The following is a 17888-nucleotide window of genomic DNA, read 5'->3' as shown; positions in this document are numbered from 1 at the left end:
ATGTCCCTTGCCCAGCGTGACGCCTCGATTTCGAGGCGCCGACCCCCGTCGCCGGTTTAAGCGTAGATACAGGCTGGCACGGCAAGCTTCAACCGCACGACCAGCAGATTGAATACAAGTAATTGATATTATTTCGGTTTATTTGGGGCACCGGGCCCCGCGCCGAGCGAATCGCAGCCTTGGCCCGACTGGGGGAACAGGGCCTGGACCTTACCGTCGTTGGACTCGACCCGCGACACGCCGGTCGTCATATCGACCAGCAGGCGGTCGCCACGCAACACGTTTTTGCATTGGGTCAACACCACCCCGCCCAGCATGGTTATCAGGTTGGTCTTGGTGTCGAACACGGCCGTTTCGCCGGTTACGACCTGATCTTTCTGGGTGACGACCACTCTGCCTCTCGCCTCGAGCTTTCGGATCGACGAGCTGCCTCCGGGACCGGGAGTCGCGGACTGGATCGGAGGAGCCGATTTTACCGGGGCCTTCGGATTGGCCGCGGCCGGCGCCGCTCCCGGGGCAGTCGCCGAATCGTAAAACACCACGAGGGTTCTCGATGTCATGGTGGTATCGCCCTGCACCACCTTCACATTGCCAGAGAACGTCGCTTCCTTTTTCCTGTCGCGCATTTCGAGCGTGGCGGCTTCGATCTGGATTGGCTGGTCGTGATTCTGCGAAAAGCCCTGCATGGCGTTGGGCACGCTCGACCCCGCGCTTTGCGCGACCGCTTCGCCGACAGCGCTCACGTTAAGTGCGCAGCATGCGGCCATTCCAACCGCGCGCGCGAACCGCCCGATCGGGTTATTCGGTGAGGACATCATCATGAAATCACCCGGATTATCGCTATCGGTGGAACCAGACGCGTCTTGCCGATGACGAGCCGGCGTCGTGCGCCGTTCAGAACAGTGACGCTATTTCGGTTTTGAACCGGCGGAAGCCGCTGGGGCTGGCGTCAGGCCGAGAGGTCCCGCGCCAGGCTGGCCGGACGATTGAAACAGACCCTGCACGCGCCCGCTGTCGGATTCGACCCGGGACACCCCAGTCGTCATATCGACCATCAGCCGGTCACCGCGCAGCACGTTCTTGCCCTGGGTCAAAACCACGCCGCCGAGCATGGTGACCAGATTGGTCTTGGTGTCGAACACGGCGGTTTCACCAGTCACGACCTGATCTTTCTGGGTGACCACGACATTGCCGCGGGCTTCCAGCCGCTTGATCGACGACGCCCCGCCGGGACCGGGCGCGGCGGCCGGGATCGGAGCGCCTTTGGCCGGCGGGGCGGCCTTGGCGTTGGCTGGTGGCGCGGCCGGAGCCCCATTGGCTGGAGTCCCCGCCGCAGGCGTGGCGCTGCTCGATTCATAGAACACCACCAGCGTCTTGGAGGTCATCGTGGTGTCGCCCTGGATCACCTTCACATTGCCGGAGAACGTCGCTTCCTTTTTCTTGTCGCGCATCTCGAGCGTGGCCGCTTCGATCTGGATCGGCTGGTCGCGATTCTGCGAAAAGCCCTGCATGGCGTTGGGCACGCCCTGGACCGTGCTCTGCGCGGCCGCCTCACGGGCAGCGAACAGCGCCAGCAGAACGGCAAGCCCACGGACGCCATGCGCGATCCGCCCGGTCGTGGTGCTGCGCGCAGAAGGCCTCATCATGAACATCATTTCGAGTTGGCGGACTTGCTGGACGAAGATCGCGCCTTGCCGGCATGGGCCGGCGTGGGCGCGGGTGCGGGTGTGGTTTCCGCCGGCGCCGCCGACCCCGTGGCCGACGGGTCGGGGGTCCCGCCCATATTCATGTTGTCCAGGTGCATCACGACATTGCCCTCAAACCTGATGACTTCGCCGCCACCGGTGATTCGAAGCCGGTCGGATGTCAGCGTTCCGTTGGTCAGTTTGACGTCGACATGGCTGTCCGACGACACCGTGCCCTTGCCCATGTCGACAAATGCCTGATCCAGCCGCGCTTCATAACCGGAAGAGGTTTGCAAAAAGATATCGTGGTGCAGGTCCAGCAACTGGTCCTTGGTGTTCATCATGCCTTCGCGCGCATCCAGCGTCACCGTGGTCTGGTCCTGGTTCAGGACCTTGGCGCGCAAGGTCTTGAGATCGAGGTGATCCGGATCGGTCACGTCCTGGGTCGCGGTTTTCGCCCAGACCTCATAGGGTCTCCGGTCGGTCGCGGTGTAGCCGGACATATGCGGCGATTCCATCGTGATCTTGGTGCCGGAGACGACGAGGTTTCCCATGTCGATCGGCAGCTTGGGCAACAGCATCCGGAACGGATTGAAGACCGACACCAGGACGATCGTCGCCATCGACAGCAGCACGGCCGCCGGCACCGCGATGCGCAGGATTCGCACCAGCCGGCTATGGCGCGCCGCCACCGCGAAGCGCGCGTCCATGGCCGCTTGATAGACCGGGGTCTGAACCGAATTCACCGCTGCTCCGAAGCGCTGGCGCCGCTAGCGCATGACCCGCCAGCCTTTAAAGCGCGTTGGCGGAAAAAATCAGGCACGCCGTCAACTGTTTAAGGTCCGATCGAAAGAGACCTAAGGCCGGCCAAGCCGGTGTCCGCTTTCACTGACCAATCTGTCTCATTGTACCCCGGATCGCCCGCCGGCGCAGCCCGGACCTTGCCCTGACCACTCGTATCATGAGTGTGACCGAAACGGGGCGGCAGGGTGCGGTAGAATGCGCGAGCGGCGTTCCGCCGGCTCAGGAATGGGCGAAAATGTCCTCGGTATCCCAGCCCTCCAGGTCGAGCCTGGCGCGGGTCGGCAGGAAATCGAAGCAGGATTGGGTAAGCTCCAGGCGGCCCTCGCGGGCGAGCATCCCATTGAGCCGGTCGCGCAAGGCATGCAAATGCAGCACGTCGGAGGCGGCGTAGGCCAACTGGGCCTCGCTCAGGGCCTGCGCGCCCCAATCGCTCGATTGCTGCTGTTTCGACAGATCGATGTTGAGCACCTCGCGCACCAGATCCTTCAGGCCATGGCGATCGGTATAGGTGCGGCAGAGCCGCGATGCGATCTTGGTGCAGTAGACCGGCTGCGGCATCACCCCGAGGGCGTTGTAGAGGGCGGCAAGATCGAACCGGGCGAAGTGGAAGATTTTCGTGATCTTCGGGTTGGCCAGCAATGCCTTCAGATTAGGGGCATCGGCGTGATCTTTCGGAATTTGCACGACATCGGCGCTGCCGTCGCCGTTCGACATCTGCACCACGCAAAGCCGGTCGCGGTGCGGATGCAGCCCCATGGTCTCGGTATCGATCGCCACTGAATCGGTATAGCGGGCGAGATCGGGCAGGTCGCCGCGATGCAGGCGGATGGTCATGTGCTGTGTCAACCTCGTCGAATCGATGCCGGCCAAACTACCGCCCAAACCCTCAAGAGGCGAGCGGCAGCACGCGGTTCAGTCCATGAAATAAGGCCTGATCCGCGATTTTACAGGCGCACGATAGCCGCCTGCGATCATCCAAGCGATCCTTTTGAAGGCATCATAGATAATTGATTATAAAGGATAAATTCTGATGGCGGCAGCCAGGCTGTTTCGCGAGCTGCCGCAAGCATCGAATCCGCTGCCGCGCCCTGGATCCCGCACCCTCGCGGTTGGCCAATTTTTCTCGCCTGTTTTGCGGTGCCTGAAGGCAACACTCGGCTTCCGCCGCACGTCATCGCCGTGGAATCGCGTCCGATCAACCCCCATCTATGGCCGGCCCGTGCGACGTCTGCCGCCGCTGGGTACCGCTATCCTGCTTTCTTTCGAATGAGTGTCATGACCGAACAAACCCTCGTCGCGCCGATTGCCGATCAACCGGAAATCGCGTCCGGCTTTTCGCGGTATCAGTCGGCGCTGATCGCGCTATTGGCCTTTATCCAGTTCACGATCATTCTCGACTTCATGATCATGTCGCCGCTCGGCGCCATCATCATGCCGGCGCTGAACATCACCGCAGCGCAATTCGGCATAGCGGTTTCGGCCTATGCGTTCAGCGCGGGCTTTTCGGGGATTCTCGCCGCGGGCTTTGCCGATCGCTTCGATCGCAAGAAGCTGTTGTTGTTCTTTTACGTCGGCTTCACGCTGGGCACGACGCTGTGCGCGCTGGCGCCGACCTTTCATGTGCTGCTCGTGGGCCGCATCGTCACCGGGCTGTTCGGCGGCGTGATGGGTTCCGTCGTTCTCGCCATCATCACCGACCTGTTTGCATTGAATTTGCGCGGCCGCGTCATGGGCTTTGTGCAAACGGCGTTCGCGGCGAGCCAGGTGCTCGGAATCCCGGCCGGGCTTTATCTCTCCAACCACTGGAACTGGCACGTCTCGTTCGGCGCGCTGGTGGGCCTGTCGATCGCCGGGATGGCCGCGGTGCTGCTCGTGATGAAACCGGTGAATGGCCACCTGCTGCTCAAGCAGGACACCAACGCGTTTCATCATTTGATCGCGACCGTCGGACAGCCGCGCTATACGATGGCGTTCGCGGTGACGACATTGCTCGCGACCGGCGGATACATGCTGATGCCGTTCGGCAGCGCCTACACCGTCAGCAATCTCGGCATCGACATCACACATTTGCCGACGATCTATCTGGTCTCGGGTCTGTTCACCATCTTCATCGGCCCGCTGGTGGGCCGCGCCAGCGATGCGTTCGGCAAATTTCCAACCTTCGCGTTCGGCAGCTTCGTCTCGATCGTGATGGTGCTGATCTACACCCATCTCGACTATCTCGGCCATGTCGCGCTGACGACTGCCATCGTGGTCAACGTGCTGATGTTTCTCGGCATCTTCTCGCGCATGATCCCGTCGCAGGCTTTGATTTCGGCGATCCCCGAAGCCAGCCAGCGCGGCTCCTTTAGCGCGGTCAGCGCTTCGCTGCAGCAGCTCTCCGGTGGGCTTGGCTCGGTGCTGGCCGCCGCCATCATCGCGCAAAATGCCGACGGCACGCTCCGGCACTTCGACCGGCTGGGCTACATCGTGGTGGCGACGTCGCTGCTCTCGCTGCTGCTGATGTATCTGGTGCAGAAGCCGATCGCGAAACGGGCCGGCAAACGCGTGGTGTGAGAGCCTTATCGGCTGGAACCAGCGCTTCGTGCGCTGGCCTGCAGCAGCAGGTCGGTACCGGTGCGCGCCTGCTGGAACGCCGTGAGCGCATCGCCGTCGAGCACCCGTCCGGCGGGCAGATGAGTCAGCAGCGGATCGGCGTAATGGCCGTTGACCCGCAGTTCATAATAGAGATGCGGTCCGGTCGACAGGCCGGTTGAGCCGACATAACCGATGGTCTGTCCGCGGCGGATTCGCGTGCCAACCTTGAGGCCGCGCGGCATGCCGGAGATGTGGGCATACGTCGTCTCATAACCGAAGTCGTGGCGGATGCGGACATATTTGCCGTAGCCCGCCTCCTGATCGATCTTCTCCACCACCCCGGCGCCGGCCGCCGCGATCGGTGAGCCGAAGGGAGCGGCGTAATCGACGCCTTCGTGGAAACGGCGATCCTGCAGGATCGGATGCACCCGCCAGCCAAAACCATCGCCGAGGCGGCCGTTGGCAACCGGCTTGTGGATCAGCGATGCGGTGACCGAGTGGCCGTCGGCATCGTAATAGTCGATACCGCCATCGTCGGGCGCCGTGAAGCGATAGTAGCGGTGATGGTGGCCGTCGAGCGTGAGTGCCGCGAAAGCCAGTTCGGGCTCGCCCTCGGCGTTCGGGCTGTACAGCAGCTCCGCCGTATCGAGCGCGGAGGTCATGGCCTCGAGATCGACATCCCTGCCGCAGAGCCGGACGATGTCGTCGACCAGCGACGGCGGAACACGGTTGTCCTGCGCCAGCCGGTCGAGGCTCTCGCGCAGCTTGACACCGGGCGCGCTGCGATCGAGCGCTACGTCGTCCTTCGCGGCGTTCGGCGCAACGGCCGCCGCATCCGGCTGCGGGGCGACCGCGACGTAAGTGCCGTTGTCCGAAAGCGCCGCGGCGCGTTCCGGCTTGCCCTCGCGCGCAAGACTGACCTGCTGCGGCCGCGCGCGGTCTTGCGCGGGATCTTGCGCACGATCCTGCAGCACGGTGACGACCTCGCCACCGGCGAAGGCGGCGCGGCCGAACCATGAGTGAGGTTTGAGCAGCTTGGTGATGGCGCCGGCGTCCTGCACGGTGACGCCGAGCGCGGTGAGCATCCCGTCCAGCGTATCGCCGGAGCGCGCCACGATGATGCGTCGCTCGGTGCCGATGGCACCAGCGGCTTTCGCGATCACCGTGAGATTGATCGGCTCGCCGGGCAGCGCGAACGAGTCGGGCGCCGCTTCGGAGACGAAAGCGCTGGCCTGCGCCGACGGCGCCAGCTGCGATGTGCCGAAACGAATTTCGGGCGGCAGCGTCTCGCCGGCGGCGGATGCCGCAACCGCGATGGACGCGCGGTCAGGCGCCACAGGCACAGCCGCCGCACTGATCGTGGCCTCTGCAGTACCTTTATTGACCGAGGTCTCGCGCGCACGCGGATCGCCGGACGCCCGCGCCAGCCGCACCATCACATGGGTGAAGGGTGTTGTGCCGTGGCCATCATCAGCGAGCTGTTCGATGCGGCTGCGGATCACGTCGCCCTCGCGCGAGACCTTGACCGGCGGCAACCGGTCGGCCCGCTGCAAATTGCTGGCGGTCGTGGCGTGCCGGAATACCGGAGCCATCGCGACCGACAATCCGGAGTGAAGCGACACCCCCACCGCCCCCAGCATCAGGATCGCGACGGTTGCCAGCGAGAGCAGCGCGGTCAGCCACTTGGTGTCGACGGCACGGCGCGCGAGATGCGGATCGGATGCCAAGCGAGCATCGGAATCAAAACCGGGAGGTGTGGCCAGATCGGGCGCAAAGTTCGCGTTCAGCGGAGCCCCGTCTGCGGCGCCGTTCTGCTTTCTCGATCGCAGGATCATGGTGCCGTAATCGCCCGCGCCGCCGGTCGCGACAGGTCGCAGCCCGATTCGAGATAGGCATTCCGCACGCTTCGCTCCGTCGCGGCCCGATGGCCCCTGTCGGCGGCTCTACGGGAGTGTGGCAGGATTTGAGAAAGGCAGGGGTTCGGGGGATACAGCTGAAGAGAATCGACGGTGTGTTATTGCGCGGCAAAGCGAGGCAGCATTGAGGCGCCGACATCGCGACGAACCGATTGCAGGCTCCCTGATGCGAGGCGGCAACACACACCGTCTTTTAAACCTGCGCTATTCAATAGTCGCCTCATCGTGGCGCAGCGGTGTAGGTGACGGCCTGAACGCCCAAGCGATTGCATTGCCGAGGGATATTCCCAAAACAATTACAAAACATGCAAGCCATAGCCAAAACCCAATACCCCAAGCGCAAACCGGCTCACTGAAGGCTTCATTGTGCATCAACTCCACAATGCGAAAAGACGTAAGAGCCAATGCAAGGCCTGCAAGATCGCTCAATAGCCACGGCGCACGTCCGAGCGCCAAACGGACGGTGGCAACGAAGAGGAAGACGTTTGCGTACCACGCAAACGTTCCGAACATCGGTCCTAAGGCCCCGAAGAAAACAATGGTCGCGTTGTCAAAATACGTCACGCTACTATCGCGGCATGTACCGAGCGCAGGGAAAACGAGGCCCGTTAGCCAGCATAGGGAGACGACCGCCGCGAGGACACGATACCATGCCGGCTTTGCCACTGCTCGACTCCGTCGCAAGCTGGTGAAAGGCTTCAACGCGACTCGCTAATTTCGAAGAAACAGCCTCTCTCAACCGCTGCGCGTTGAACTCGCCACCGCAGCCAGGACGCCATCGAGGGCGAAAGGCAATCGTCGCCGGGCGGCGACGCATACTGATCGATCTGTTGGATCGGCACCATTTTGCGCAAAATCCACGCAAAATGGTGCCCAGGAAAGGACTCGAACCTTCACGGCCGTTAAGCCACTGGCACCTGAAGCCAGCGCGTCTACCAATTCCGCCACCTGGGCCCGGGCCGGTTAGTATTGATCGGTCGCGCGCTTGTCAAATTGATGAACCCGACGCCAAAATATGCTGCACGCGGGGGCATGACGGCGCGGCGCGAAAGCGCTAAACACCTCGTGAATCTCCCGCCTTTGGCTTGCAGGAACGCGATATGGCATCGAATCAGGACACACTGGTCACGGTTTTCGGCGGATCGGGCTTTCTGGGGCGCAGCGTGGTTCGGGCGCTGGCCCGGCGCGACTACCGGATCCGGGTCGCGGTGCGGCGGCCGGAGCTGGCCGGATTCCTGCAACCGCTCGGCAAGGTCGGCCAGATCCACGCCGTGCAGGCCAATTTGCGCTATCCCGCCTCGGTGGAGGCCGCGATGCGCGAGTCCCACGTCGCGATCAACCTGGTCGGTATCCTGGCCGAGGGCGGCGCCCAGACCTTCGACGCGGTGCAGGGCAAGGGCGCCGGCACGGTGGCACAGGCAGCCAGCGCCGTCGGCGCCCGGGTCGTGCATGTCTCGGCGATCGGCGCCGACGAGAATTCGCCCGCGCGCTACGCCCGGGCCAAGGCCGCCGGCGAAAAGGCGGTGCTGGCGGCCACGCCCTCGGCCACCATCATGCGGCCTTCGACGATATTCGGGCCGGAGGATCAATTCACCAACCGCTTCGCGGCGCTCGGTCGAATTTCACCGATGCTGCCGCTGATCGGCGGCGGCTTGGCAAAAATGCAGCCGGTCTATGTCGGCGATGTCGCGACCGCGGTCGCGGACGCCGTCGATGGCAAGGCCAGAGCGGGCGCGACCTACGAACTTGGCGGCCCGGAAGTACTGACGATGCGCGAGATCATGGAGATCATCCTGGCCACCACCTACCGCGATCGTTTGCTGGTCTCGTTGCCGTTCGGACTGGCGAAACTGCAGGCGATGTTCCTGCAATTCGCACCCGGCGCGCTGAAATTGACGCCGGATCAGGTGGCCCTGCTGCGATCCGACAACATCGTGTCAGAGGCCGCGAAGGCCGCTGGCCTGACCCTGGACGGCCTCGGCATCACGGCCGATTCGCTGGAAGCGATCGCCCCGCAATACCTCTGGCGCTTCCGCGCGACGGGCCAGTTCCAGAAGAAGAGCGCGTAAGTAAGAAAGATACTCACGTCGTCCCGGCGAACGCCGGGACCCATACGGCGAGGACTCCCGTTGTGTCGCTGGAGCAAGGGCCTTCTGCTCCTACCAACGGTAGGGGTTATGGGTCCCCGCCTTCGCGGGGACGACAGCCGTCAGGGCGTCGCGTGTTTTACCTTCCCATCGCCAGCGCGATCAGGCCCAGTGTGCCGACGATCACGCGCCACCAGGCGAACAGCGTAAAGCCGTTGCGGGTGACGTAGCTCAGGAACGTGTTCACCACGACGATCGCGGTGACGAAGGAGACCACGAATCCGATCGCGACGAGGCCGAGATGATCGGCATTCATTTCGCCGCGATTCTTGTAGAAGTCATAGGCGAACGCGCCGACCATGGTCGGGATCGCCAGGAAGAACGAGAACTCCGCCGCCGCGCGCTTGTCGGCCCCCAGCATCATCGCCGCGACGATGCTGGCGCCGGAACGCGACACGCCGGGGATCATCGCCAGGCACTGCGCGAACCCGATGGTGAGATACATCGGCAACGGAAATTTGGTGGCGTCATGTTCGGTCGGGTTATGATCGAGTTGATCGACCCACAGCAGGATCGCACCGCCGACGATCAGCGAAAAGCACACAACCCACGGGTTGAACAGGAATTCCTTGATGTATTTTCCGGCGATCAGGCCGATCACCACCGCGGGCAGAAACGCCACCAGCACGCCGATGACAAATCGCCGATCATCGGGATTGGAAAATACGCCAAGCGCAATCCGCCACAATTTGACGAAATAGATGACGAGAATGGCCAGGATCGCGCCGAGCTGAATCAGCACCGTGAAGCTGTTCCAGAAACTGCCCTCGCCGAGATTGAAGAACCGTTCCGCCAGCAGCAGATGGCCCGTCGAAGACACCGGAAGGAACTCGGTGACGCCCTCGATAATGCCGAGTATCACCGCCCTCAACGTATCAGACATCATGGTTTAGGTCCGTTATATGAGGCAAAAAGGCCGGGTTCTTCTCGCTTATTCGCTTGTCCGCCGCAACGTCAAAATGCGAAAACACGGGTTGCCTCGTTCCACCGCTTAGGTAGTTTGGCGCGCAACTTGCGTCACACGCGCCGTGTCAGGCGGTGATGGTTTGTTAAGCACCACAAAATTATCAAGGGCTCATGTTCACGCTATTCCACCACCCCTTCTGTCCGCATTCGCGCTTCATCCGCCTGGCGCTGGGCGAGCATGGCCTCGACCTGAGATTGGTGGAAGAGCGGGTGTGGGAGCGGCGCGAGGCTTTCCTGGCGCTCAATCCGGCCGGCACCACGCCGGTATTGATCGCGGAAGGAATACCACCGGTCCCCGGTGCCGGGGTGATCACCGAATATCTCGATGAGACCTATGGCGGCGAGATGGACAATCGCCGGCTGATGCCGACGACGTCGATCGAACGTATCGAGGTGCGCCGGCTGATGGCCTGGTTCAACGAGAAGTTCTTCGAGGAAGCCTCCAATCCATTGGTCACCGAGCGCATCTACAAGCGCTTCATGAGCGAGGATGATGGCGGCGGCGCGCCGGCCGCGGATGTGATCCGCGCCGCCAAGGCAAATGTGCGCTATCATCTGGCCTATATCGGCTGGCTGGCGAAGACGCGAAATTATCTCGCCGGCGATCAATTGACCTATGCGGATCTCGCCGCCGCGGCGCATCTTTCGGCGATCGACTATCTGGGCGACGTGCCATGGATCGAGGACGACGCGGCAAAGGCGTGGTACGCGCGGGTGAAATCCCGCCCGTCGTTCCGTCCGTTGCTGAGCGAATGGCTGGCGGGCGTGCCGGCGTCGCGCACCTACGTGGATCTCGACTTCTGAATCAATCTCTCCAATTAGGCATTGGACTTTCAACGATGACGGCAGGCTCCCTCTCCCGTTGGGAGAGGGTTGGGGTGAGGGGTTACGAACTATCGTTGGGCAAAAACCCCTCACCCGTCACGCTTCGCGTGCCGACCTCTCCCTATGGGAGAGGTGAAGCACCACCGACGTCATGACATTGCCTCTCAAACAAGCTCTCACCCACGAAGCGCGCGCGCTCGGTTTCGACTGCGCCGGCGTCACCGATCCCGATGCGATCGCGGAGGTGGCGCGGCATTTCCGCGCCTTTATCGACGAAGGCGCCCATGGCGACATGGACTGGCTCGCGGCTTCGCCGGAACGCCGCATGGATCCGCGCGTGTTGTGGCCCGGCGTGCGCTCGGTGATCATGCTCGGCGTCAATTACGGGCCCGACGAAAATCCGCTTGATATCCTGCAACACCGCACCAGCGGCGCGATCTCGGTCTATGCGCAAGGCGACGATTATCATGACGTGATCAAGAAGCGGCTGAAGGCGCTGGCACGCTGGCTGGCCGCGCAATCCGGCTCCGAGGTCAAGGTGTTCGTCGATACCGCGGCGGTGATGGAAAAGCCGTTGGCACAGGCGGCGGGGCTGGGCTGGCAGGGCAAGCACACCAACCTTGTCTCGCGTGAGTTCGGGTCCTGGCTGTTTCTCGGCGCGATCTTCACCGCGGCGGATCTGCCGCGCGACGCGCCTGAGACCGATCATTGCGGCTCCTGCCGTGCCTGCCTCGATATCTGCCCGACCGCGGCGTTTCCCGCGCCCTACAGACTGGATGCGCGGCGTTGCATTTCCTACCTCACGATCGAGAACAAGGGACCTATCCCACACCAGTTCCGCAAAGCCATCGGCAACCACATCTATGGCTGCGACGATTGCCTTGCCGCCTGCCCGTGGAACAAGTTCGCCCAACAAGGCCGCGAGATAAAACTCGCCGCGCGCGACGCCTTGCGCGCACCGCCGTTGGCCGAACTGGCCCGGCTCGACGATGCGGCCTTTCGCAGCCTGTTCACCAAGTCGCCAGTAAAGCGGATCGGCCGCGACCGATTTATCCGCAATGTGCTGACGGCGATCGGCAATGCCGATGATGCAGCTTTAGCGGACGAGGCGCGACGCCTGCTCGATGACGAGAGCCCGCTGGTTCGTGGCGCCGCGGTTTGGGCGCTGTCGCAATTGATGGCGCCGGATGAATTTGCGGCGCTCGCATCCGATGCGATCGGCGCCGAGACCAACGAGAGCGTGCGCGCGGAATGGCAGCTCTCTCAGGCGGATGTTGCATCCTCATCATGAGGACCTTCGCGAAGCGGCCCTTGATTTCATCGCGTGGAATCCGCCATGGTTCCGCGCCATGACAAATCAACCGTTCTTTACCCACGATCCCGTCCACGACGCCTATCTGCCGACTCCAGCGTCGAATGGCCCGTGGGATCCGAAATCGCTGCACGGGCGCGTCGTCATCGGGCTGATCGCTTTCGTCATCGAACAGCGCCACGGCGCCGACGATTTCGTGCCGGCGCGGCTCACGGTGGACATGTTTCGCCTGCCGGGCTTCGCGCCGATCGAGATCAAGTCGCGCATCGTCCGCGACGGCCTGCGTATCCGGGTGGTCGAGGCTGAATTTTTCTCGGGCGGCGTCAGCATGGCGCGCGGCTCCTGCCAATTATTGCGCCAGACGCAAAATCCCGAAGGCGTGGTCTGGACCACGCCGAACTGGGATGTCCCGGCGCCGGCGGATATTCCCGCGCCCACCGATCCGCGCCTCGGCATGAATGGCAAATGGACCACCCGGCCGATCGTAGGTGCGATGGGTACCATCGGCCCGCGCCGGCTATGGATGAGCGAAGTCCGCGACCTGGTCGAGGGCGCGCCGCTAACGCCGTTCGTGCGGGTCGCGGTCGCCGCGGATTTCGCCAGCCCCTTCGCCAATGCCGGCGATCATGGCCTTGGCTATATCAACAGCGACGTGACGCTGTATCTGCATCGCCTTCCGGTCACGCCATGGATCGGCTTCGAGGTCGCCAACCATCAAGCCACCAACGGCGTCGCGATCGGCGAGTGCACCCTCTACGACGAGCAGGGCCCGATCGGGACCTCGACGGTGGCCGCGCTGGCGCAGCGCAAGCCGATGGCAAAGCCGCCGCCGTAGCGGGCGATCACTCCGCCAGATGCCGCTTCATCTCGGGGCGTGCCCTTAATGCCGCGCCTTGTCTGGCGGCGATCTTGGCGATGCGCTCGGGCGCGAAATTCATGTCGACGAAGCCCGGCGCGGTGTTGGCGACCTCGTGATACTCGGTGATCTCGCCATCGCGCAGCTTCATGATCGCGACGCCCTCGAACATGACGCGCGCTCCGTTCGCCTCAGGCAGCGTCGATCGGTAGCTGAAGGTGTAGCGCGCGTAGAGCGTTTCGCCGTCGCTGACGGGCGCATGCATGTCCCAGCGAAAATCCTCAGCGGTGCGATAAAACCAGTCGTCGATCATCGCGGCGATGTTCGCGCGGCCGGCGAAGGCGCCATAGAACACATCGTGATAGACGCCATCCTCGGCGAACAGCGCCGCGAACGCCGCGCCGTTACGCCGTTCGACCGCATCGCAGAACGTGCGGAGCATGGTTGAAGGGTTCATGCGTGTTTCTCCTTTGACGCCGTCATGCTCCGCGTTCGCGGACGATGACAAAACTCACCCCATCTCCGCCACCGCAGCGATGATGCGGGCGATGTCCTGCGGCCGCGACAGCCGGTGATCGCCGTCCTGGATCATGGTCAGCACCACGTCGTCGGCCGGCAGCCGCTGCGCCAGCGCAAAGGCATGCTGCCATGGTACGTCCGGATCCTGCGCGCCCTGGAGGATGCGCACCGGGCACCCGACCTCGATGGCGCTGCCCAGCAGCAGATGGTGACGGCCCTCTTCGATCAGTGCGCGCGTGATCGGATAGGGCTCGTCGCCATAGGCCGAGGGCCGCAGCCACATTCCCTTGGTCTCGATTTCCTGGCGAATCTCAGGCGAAAAGCCTTTCCACATCAACGCTTCGGTGAAATCCGGCGCCGGCGCGATCAGCACCAATCCGGCCAACGCCGCGCGATTTTCCGCCCGCCGGATAATCGCGCGCGCCAGCAACAGCGCCATCCAGCCGCCCATCGAGGAGCCGACAACGACCTGCGGGCCGACGCAAAACCGGTCGAACACCGCGAGGCCCTCCTCGAGCCAGCGCCCAATGGTGCCGTCGGCGAATGTGCCGCCGGATTCGCCATGGCCGGAATAATCGAACCGGACGCAGGCGCGATGATGCGCGGCGGCCCATTGGTCCAGCGCCAGCGCCTTGGTGCCCTGCATGTCCGAGTGGAAGCCACCCAGCCAGAACAGTCCCGGACCGCCGCCGTCCCGGGCACGAACCGCAATGCGGCGGCGGGAATCATCCTGGCCAACCTCGATAAAAGCCGGTTCCGGATCAGATGGGGACGCCGATGGCTGGGTCATGAATCTTTCATCACTTGCAGGAATCTTTCATCTCTTGAACGTCTTGCCGGTCGGTTGCTGTTTGGTCGAGCCCGCTGCAGCCGTCAACGGAGACCAGATCGCGGCTTGCGGTCGCGCTTGCGGAGCGGGCGCTTGCGCTCTATGTGGGCTGATCTGAACATTTCGCACCGGCCGGCGTTGTCCGCCGTGACCAAAATGTCTCGCATTTGACGGTTTTCGAGCATCTACGTGCGAGTTTGCTTGCTCGCTGAGCCTTATTCCTTCAAACTATCGCCTTCGTTCACAACCTTGGAGAGTTACCCATTCGCCGTCCCAACAGAGCCCCGCCCGCCGCCGCCAAAGACGGGCCGCGCACCAACGATGAAATCCGCAACGCACAAATCCAGCTGATCGATCAGACCGGCCTGAATCACGGCACGGTCGAGACCGTGGCCGCCATCAAGATGGCCGCCGAGGCCGGCATGGATCTGGTCGAGATTTCGCCGAACACCAGTCCTCCCGTCTGCAAGATCATGGACTACGGGAAGTTCAAATATTCGGCGCAGAAGAAAGCCGCCGAAGCCCGCAAGAAACAGAAGGTCGTCGAGATCAAGGAGATCAAGCTGCGGCCGATGATCGACGATCACGATTACGACGTGAAGATGCGGGCGATGCAGCGTTTCTTCGAGGAAGGCGACAAGGTCAAGATCACCTTGCGCTACCGTGGCCGCGAAATGGCCCACCAGGAGATCGGCACCAAGCTGCTCGACAAGGTCAAGGCCGACGTCGCCGAGTTCGCCAAGGTCGAACAGGATGCGCGGTTCGAGGGACGTCAGGTCGTGATGGTGCTGGCGCCGCGTTGATCCGGATTCCTGTTTTGACGCGTTTTCTTGACGCGAACCGGCATCCACTTCGCTCGAAAAACGCTATGGAGCAGGATCGCTATCTGAATTTGGTTCGAGAATTTGCGCGAATTTGAATGTGGCCCGTCAGAACGATCTGGCGGGCCGTTTTCGTGGGCCGCCACGAATTCAGCTTCGCGTCGCCTGCCAGCTGCCGCTGCATTTATCGCCGGTGATGATACCGCTCCAGCGGCCGGTGCCTGAATTGCCGGCGAGCCGGCCGCTACCGCTGGCGTGCGATGCACCGACCGAGATGTTGACCGCGACGACACCGCCGCGGCTGATGCCGCCAGTGACCTTGCCGCCGCCCGCCGACGAGACGCTTCGGCCGGCCACCGCGAACGGAACGCTGTTGGTCGAGCTGCAACTGCCCGCCTGGGTGAAGAACACCACGTTCCAGGTGCCATCATAGGCCCCGGCCGTCACGGCCGGCCTGGCATGGGCGCCCGGCGACGCGGCGGCCATGGCAACGGCAAGGCCTGCGAGCAAAATACGCTTGGACCCACGGAAGCGGCTGGAATCGGCCAAAACGGCCGTCATTCGGGCTGAAATTGACATTTTTCCCTCGTTTTCGGGCTACGCCGCGATCAGCGGCCGACGATGTGTCGGGGGATTCGGTTCCGCGGTTCAGCGTTGCCAATTTCATTTGTCTCTGTCATAAGCCCCAGCTTCATCGCCCGGCTGATCAAGGGCTGCCGTGTCGATGTCCGTGCGGGTTATTTCATTTCGGAAATATCCTAGCACTTTCAACGCTCTAACGAGCATTTTAGCCGCAAAAGCGCCCCTTTGGGCGCGTTTTCCTGCGGCCATAGGAGAGCCAAATGCCCAAGCTGAAGACGAAGTCAGGCGCTAAGAAGCGCTTCAAGGTGACTGGCACCGGCAAAGTGATGTCCGCCCACGCCGGCAAACGCCACGGCATGATCAAGCGGACGAAGAAGCAGATTCGTCAGCTTCGCGGCACCCGCGTGCTGTTCAAGACCGACGGCGATAACGTCAAGAAGTATTTCTTGCCGAACGCCTGATCGCGGTCGCGTTTCCACTTTAGCCGAGCCGCGTCCGCGCGGCGATCTGTCACCCATTTTTTCATAAAGGAGACCAGTCATGTCTCGCGTTAAACGCGGTGTGACCTCTCACGCCAAGCACAAGAAAGTCTACAAGGCCGCCAAGGGTTTCTCCGGCCGCCGCAAGAACACCATTCGCGCCGCCAAGGCCGCGGTCGACAAGGCCGGCCAATATGCCTTCCGCGACCGCAAGCGCAAGAAGCGCACCTTCCGCGCGCTCTGGATCCAGCGCATCAACGCCGCGATCCGCCCGTTCGGCATGACCTACAGCGTCTTCATCAACGGTCTCTCCAAGTCCGGCATCACCGTGGACCGCAAGGTGCTGTCGGATCTCGCCATCACCGAACCGGTGGCGTTCCAGGCGATCGCTGAAAAGGCCAAGGCCGCACTCGCGGCGTAAGCTTCCGATCGCTGCCCCACGTCTGACAATTCCGGTGTCATGCCCCGCGAAAGCGGGGCATCCAGTAACCACCGAGCTACATCTTGACCCCGGGGGTTACTGGATCATCCGCTTTCGCGGATGATGACGGCCTCGTTTTGCCGGACCGCAAGTGCGCTCCCAAAAGGTGGCCGTTGCCATGACCGACCTCGCTCAACTCGAATCCCAAGTCCTCGCTGATATCGCCGCCGCGAGCGACGAAGCCACGCTTGAAGCGGTGCGGGTCGCGGCCCTCGGCAAGAAGGGCTCGATCTCGGCATTGCTTTCGACGCTCGGCAAGATGTCGCCCGACGAACGCAAGACGCAGGGCGCGGCCATCAACCTCGCCAAGGACAGTGTTACGCAGGCGCTGACCGCGCGTCGCGATATCCTGAAATCGGCCGCGCTCGATGCACGGCTGGCCTCCGAGACCATCGACGTCACGCTGCCGCTGCGCGAGGCGCCCGCGGAAGCCGGCCGCATCCATCCGCTCAGCCAGGTGATGGATGAGCTGACGACTATCTTTGCCGACATGGGCTTTGCCGTCGCCGAAGGTCCCGACATCGAGACCGACGACTACAACTTTACAAAGCTGAATTTCCCAGAGGGCCATCCGGCGCGGGAGATGCACGACACGTTCTTCTTCAATCCGAAGGAAGACGGCTCGCGCATGCTGTTGCGCACCCACACCTCGCCGGTGCAGGTCCGCACCATGCTGACGCAACAGCCGCCGATCCGCATCATCTGCCCGGGCCGCACCTATCGGATCGACTCCGACGCCACGCACACGCCGCAGTTTCACCAGGTCGAGGGCCTCGTCATCGACAAGGGGTCGCACCTTGGCCACCTCAAATGGATCCTGCACGAGTTCTGCAAGGCGTTCTTCGAGGTCGACAACATCAACATGCGGTTCCGGCCGTCGTTCTTTCCGTTCACCGAGCCCTCGCTCGAAGTCGACATCCAGTGCCGGCGCGACAAGGGCGAGATTCGCTTTGGCGAGGGCGAGGACTGGCTGGAGATTCTCGGCTGCGGCATGGTGCACCCCAACGTGCTGCGGGCCTGCGGCATCGATCCCGAAATCTACCAGGGTTTCGCCTGGGGCATGGGCATCGACCGTATCGCGATGCTGAA

Annotated in this window: 19 protein-coding genes and 1 tRNA gene; 9 read left to right on the top strand and 11 right to left on the bottom strand. The window is 63.0% G+C overall.

Annotation, left to right across the window (positions count from 1 at the left end; translation table 11 throughout):
* Nucleotides 1-128 precede the first annotated feature (128 nt).
* The 4 genes from GSQ88_RS28770 to GSQ88_RS28755 form a co-directional block, all read right to left on the bottom strand.
* Nucleotides 129-818 carry an LptA/OstA family protein gene (locus tag GSQ88_RS28770; protein WP_159011205.1) on the bottom strand — a complete coding sequence of 230 codons (690 nt, stop codon included), beginning with the start codon at nucleotides 816-818 and terminating at the stop codon, nucleotides 129-131.
* A gap of 90 nt (nucleotides 819-908) precedes the next feature.
* Nucleotides 909-1646, bottom strand: coding sequence for an LptA/OstA family protein (locus tag GSQ88_RS28765; protein WP_502706776.1), 738 nt, complete (start codon nucleotides 1644-1646; stop codon nucleotides 909-911).
* A 5-nt stretch (nucleotides 1647-1651) separates the two neighbouring features.
* Nucleotides 1652-2431, bottom strand: a complete 780-nt coding sequence (lptC, locus tag GSQ88_RS28760; RefSeq protein WP_159011175.1) for an LPS export ABC transporter periplasmic protein LptC — start codon at nucleotides 2429-2431, stop codon at nucleotides 1652-1654.
* A gap of 277 nt (nucleotides 2432-2708) precedes the next feature.
* Nucleotides 2709-3323 (bottom strand): ribonuclease D, encoded by a 615-nt coding sequence (locus GSQ88_RS28755; RefSeq protein WP_159011174.1) that lies wholly within the window; start codon nucleotides 3321-3323, stop codon nucleotides 2709-2711.
* Nucleotides 3324-3764: 441 nt separating this feature from the next.
* Between GSQ88_RS28755 and GSQ88_RS28750 the strand changes: the two genes are divergently transcribed.
* Complete coding sequence (locus tag GSQ88_RS28750; RefSeq protein WP_159011173.1) at nucleotides 3765-5045, top strand: MFS transporter; 1281 nt, start codon at nucleotides 3765-3767, stop codon at nucleotides 5043-5045.
* 5 nt (nucleotides 5046-5050) lie between these two features.
* Here GSQ88_RS28750 and GSQ88_RS28745 read toward each other — a convergent pair whose 3' ends face one another.
* From GSQ88_RS28745 to GSQ88_RS28735, 3 genes are all read right to left on the bottom strand, one after another.
* Nucleotides 5051-6793, bottom strand: a complete 1743-nt coding sequence (locus GSQ88_RS28745; protein WP_159011172.1) for a M23 family metallopeptidase — start codon at nucleotides 6791-6793, stop codon at nucleotides 5051-5053.
* Between the two features lie 393 nt (nucleotides 6794-7186).
* Nucleotides 7187-7546 carry a hypothetical protein gene (locus GSQ88_RS28740; protein ID WP_159011171.1) on the bottom strand — a complete coding sequence of 120 codons (360 nt, stop codon included), beginning with the start codon at nucleotides 7544-7546 and terminating at the stop codon, nucleotides 7187-7189.
* A 303-nt stretch (nucleotides 7547-7849) separates the two neighbouring features.
* Nucleotides 7850-7936 (bottom strand) — tRNA-Leu (locus GSQ88_RS28735).
* A 146-nt stretch (nucleotides 7937-8082) separates the two neighbouring features.
* Here GSQ88_RS28735 and GSQ88_RS28730 point away from each other — a divergent pair.
* Nucleotides 8083-9051: a complex I NDUFA9 subunit family protein gene (locus GSQ88_RS28730; protein WP_159011170.1), complete on the top strand. Its 969-nt coding sequence runs from the start codon at nucleotides 8083-8085 to the stop codon at nucleotides 9049-9051.
* A gap of 157 nt (nucleotides 9052-9208) precedes the next feature.
* Here the strand turns inward: GSQ88_RS28730 and GSQ88_RS28725 are convergent, their stop codons facing one another.
* A complete protein-coding gene (locus tag GSQ88_RS28725) occupies nucleotides 9209-10015 on the bottom strand; it encodes an undecaprenyl-diphosphate phosphatase (protein WP_174248139.1) in 807 nt (268 codons plus the stop codon).
* A gap of 191 nt (nucleotides 10016-10206) precedes the next feature.
* Between GSQ88_RS28725 and GSQ88_RS28720 the strand changes: the two genes are divergently transcribed.
* The 3 genes from GSQ88_RS28720 (at nucleotide 10207) to GSQ88_RS28710 (ending at nucleotide 13067) form a co-directional block, all read left to right on the top strand.
* Complete coding sequence (locus GSQ88_RS28720) at nucleotides 10207-10899, top strand: glutathione S-transferase family protein (RefSeq protein WP_159011169.1); 693 nt, start codon at nucleotides 10207-10209, stop codon at nucleotides 10897-10899.
* 172 nt (nucleotides 10900-11071) lie between these two features.
* Entirely contained in the window at nucleotides 11072-12211 is a 1140-nt protein-coding gene (queG, locus tag GSQ88_RS28715; RefSeq protein WP_159011168.1) for a tRNA epoxyqueuosine(34) reductase QueG, read from the top strand.
* 58 nt (nucleotides 12212-12269) lie between these two features.
* Complete coding sequence (locus GSQ88_RS28710) at nucleotides 12270-13067, top strand: acyl-CoA thioesterase domain-containing protein (protein WP_159011167.1); 798 nt, start codon at nucleotides 12270-12272, stop codon at nucleotides 13065-13067.
* A 7-nt stretch (nucleotides 13068-13074) separates the two neighbouring features.
* On the opposite strand, the gene GSQ88_RS28705 is transcribed toward GSQ88_RS28710, so the two are convergent.
* Nucleotides 13075-13545: a nuclear transport factor 2 family protein gene (locus GSQ88_RS28705; RefSeq protein WP_159011166.1), complete on the bottom strand. Its 471-nt coding sequence runs from the start codon at nucleotides 13543-13545 to the stop codon at nucleotides 13075-13077.
* Between the two features lie 54 nt (nucleotides 13546-13599).
* Nucleotides 13600-14397, bottom strand: coding sequence for an alpha/beta hydrolase (locus tag GSQ88_RS28700; protein ID WP_159011165.1), 798 nt, complete (start codon nucleotides 14395-14397; stop codon nucleotides 13600-13602).
* Nucleotides 14398-14699: 302 nt separating this feature from the next.
* Here GSQ88_RS28700 and infC point away from each other — a divergent pair, with 302 nt between their 5' ends.
* A complete protein-coding gene (gene infC / locus GSQ88_RS28695) occupies nucleotides 14700-15239 on the top strand; it encodes a translation initiation factor IF-3 (RefSeq protein WP_159011203.1) in 540 nt (179 codons plus the stop codon).
* Nucleotides 15240-15407: 168 nt separating this feature from the next.
* Here infC and GSQ88_RS28690 read toward each other — a convergent pair whose 3' ends face one another.
* Nucleotides 15408-15818 (bottom strand): hypothetical protein, encoded by a 411-nt coding sequence (locus GSQ88_RS28690; protein WP_174248142.1) that lies wholly within the window; start codon nucleotides 15816-15818, stop codon nucleotides 15408-15410.
* A gap of 281 nt (nucleotides 15819-16099) precedes the next feature.
* On the opposite strand from GSQ88_RS28690, the gene rpmI reads away from it, so the two are divergent.
* The 3 genes from rpmI to pheS all read left to right on the top strand — a co-directional run.
* A complete protein-coding gene (gene rpmI, locus GSQ88_RS28685; protein ID WP_159011164.1) occupies nucleotides 16100-16300 on the top strand; it encodes a 50S ribosomal protein L35 in 201 nt (66 codons plus the stop codon).
* A gap of 79 nt (nucleotides 16301-16379) precedes the next feature.
* Complete coding sequence (rplT, locus tag GSQ88_RS28680) at nucleotides 16380-16739, top strand: 50S ribosomal protein L20 (protein ID WP_159011163.1); 360 nt, start codon at nucleotides 16380-16382, stop codon at nucleotides 16737-16739.
* A 178-nt stretch (nucleotides 16740-16917) separates the two neighbouring features.
* Nucleotides 16918-17888 (top strand): phenylalanine--tRNA ligase subunit alpha (pheS, locus tag GSQ88_RS28675; protein WP_159011162.1); only part of this gene is annotated, 971 nt, incomplete at its 3' end.

This window comes from Bradyrhizobium sp. S69 (genome assembly GCF_009766005.1).
Lineage (GTDB): Bacteria > Pseudomonadota > Alphaproteobacteria > Rhizobiales > Xanthobacteraceae > Bradyrhizobium.
Note: the sequence above shows the minus strand (reverse complement) of the source record. Positions and strands in the feature narration are given on the sequence as shown.

What these genes read in the sequence shown, in the direction of transcription:
- GSQ88_RS28770 (WP_159011205.1), bottom strand. Translation starts at nt 818, where the DNA reads ATGATGTCCTCACCGAATAACCCGATCGGGCGGTTCGCGCGCGCGGTT.
- GSQ88_RS28765 (WP_502706776.1), bottom strand. Translation starts at nt 1,646, where the DNA reads ATGATGAGGCCTTCTGCGCGCAGCACCACGACCGGGCGGATCGCGCAT.
- GSQ88_RS28755 (WP_159011174.1), bottom strand. Translation starts at nt 3,323, where the DNA reads ATGACCATCCGCCTGCATCGCGGCGACCTGCCCGATCTCGCCCGCTAT.
- GSQ88_RS28750 (WP_159011173.1), top strand. Translation starts at nt 3,765, where the DNA reads ATGACCGAACAAACCCTCGTCGCGCCGATTGCCGATCAACCGGAAATC.
- GSQ88_RS28730 (WP_159011170.1), top strand. Translation starts at nt 8,083, where the DNA reads ATGGCATCGAATCAGGACACACTGGTCACGGTTTTCGGCGGATCGGGC.
- GSQ88_RS28725 (WP_174248139.1), bottom strand. Translation starts at nt 10,015, where the DNA reads ATGATGTCTGATACGTTGAGGGCGGTGATACTCGGCATTATCGAGGGC.
- GSQ88_RS28720 (WP_159011169.1), top strand. Translation starts at nt 10,207, where the DNA reads ATGTTCACGCTATTCCACCACCCCTTCTGTCCGCATTCGCGCTTCATC.
- queG (WP_159011168.1), top strand. Translation starts at nt 11,072, where the DNA reads ATGACATTGCCTCTCAAACAAGCTCTCACCCACGAAGCGCGCGCGCTC.
- GSQ88_RS28710 (WP_159011167.1), top strand. Translation starts at nt 12,270, where the DNA reads ATGACAAATCAACCGTTCTTTACCCACGATCCCGTCCACGACGCCTAT.
- GSQ88_RS28705 (WP_159011166.1), bottom strand. Translation starts at nt 13,545, where the DNA reads ATGAACCCTTCAACCATGCTCCGCACGTTCTGCGATGCGGTCGAACGG.
- GSQ88_RS28700 (WP_159011165.1), bottom strand. Translation starts at nt 14,397, where the DNA reads ATGACCCAGCCATCGGCGTCCCCATCTGATCCGGAACCGGCTTTTATC.
- GSQ88_RS28690 (WP_174248142.1), bottom strand. Translation starts at nt 15,818, where the DNA reads ATGACGGCCGTTTTGGCCGATTCCAGCCGCTTCCGTGGGTCCAAGCGT.
- rpmI (WP_159011164.1), top strand. Translation starts at nt 16,100, where the DNA reads ATGCCCAAGCTGAAGACGAAGTCAGGCGCTAAGAAGCGCTTCAAGGTG.
- rplT (WP_159011163.1), top strand. Translation starts at nt 16,380, where the DNA reads ATGTCTCGCGTTAAACGCGGTGTGACCTCTCACGCCAAGCACAAGAAA.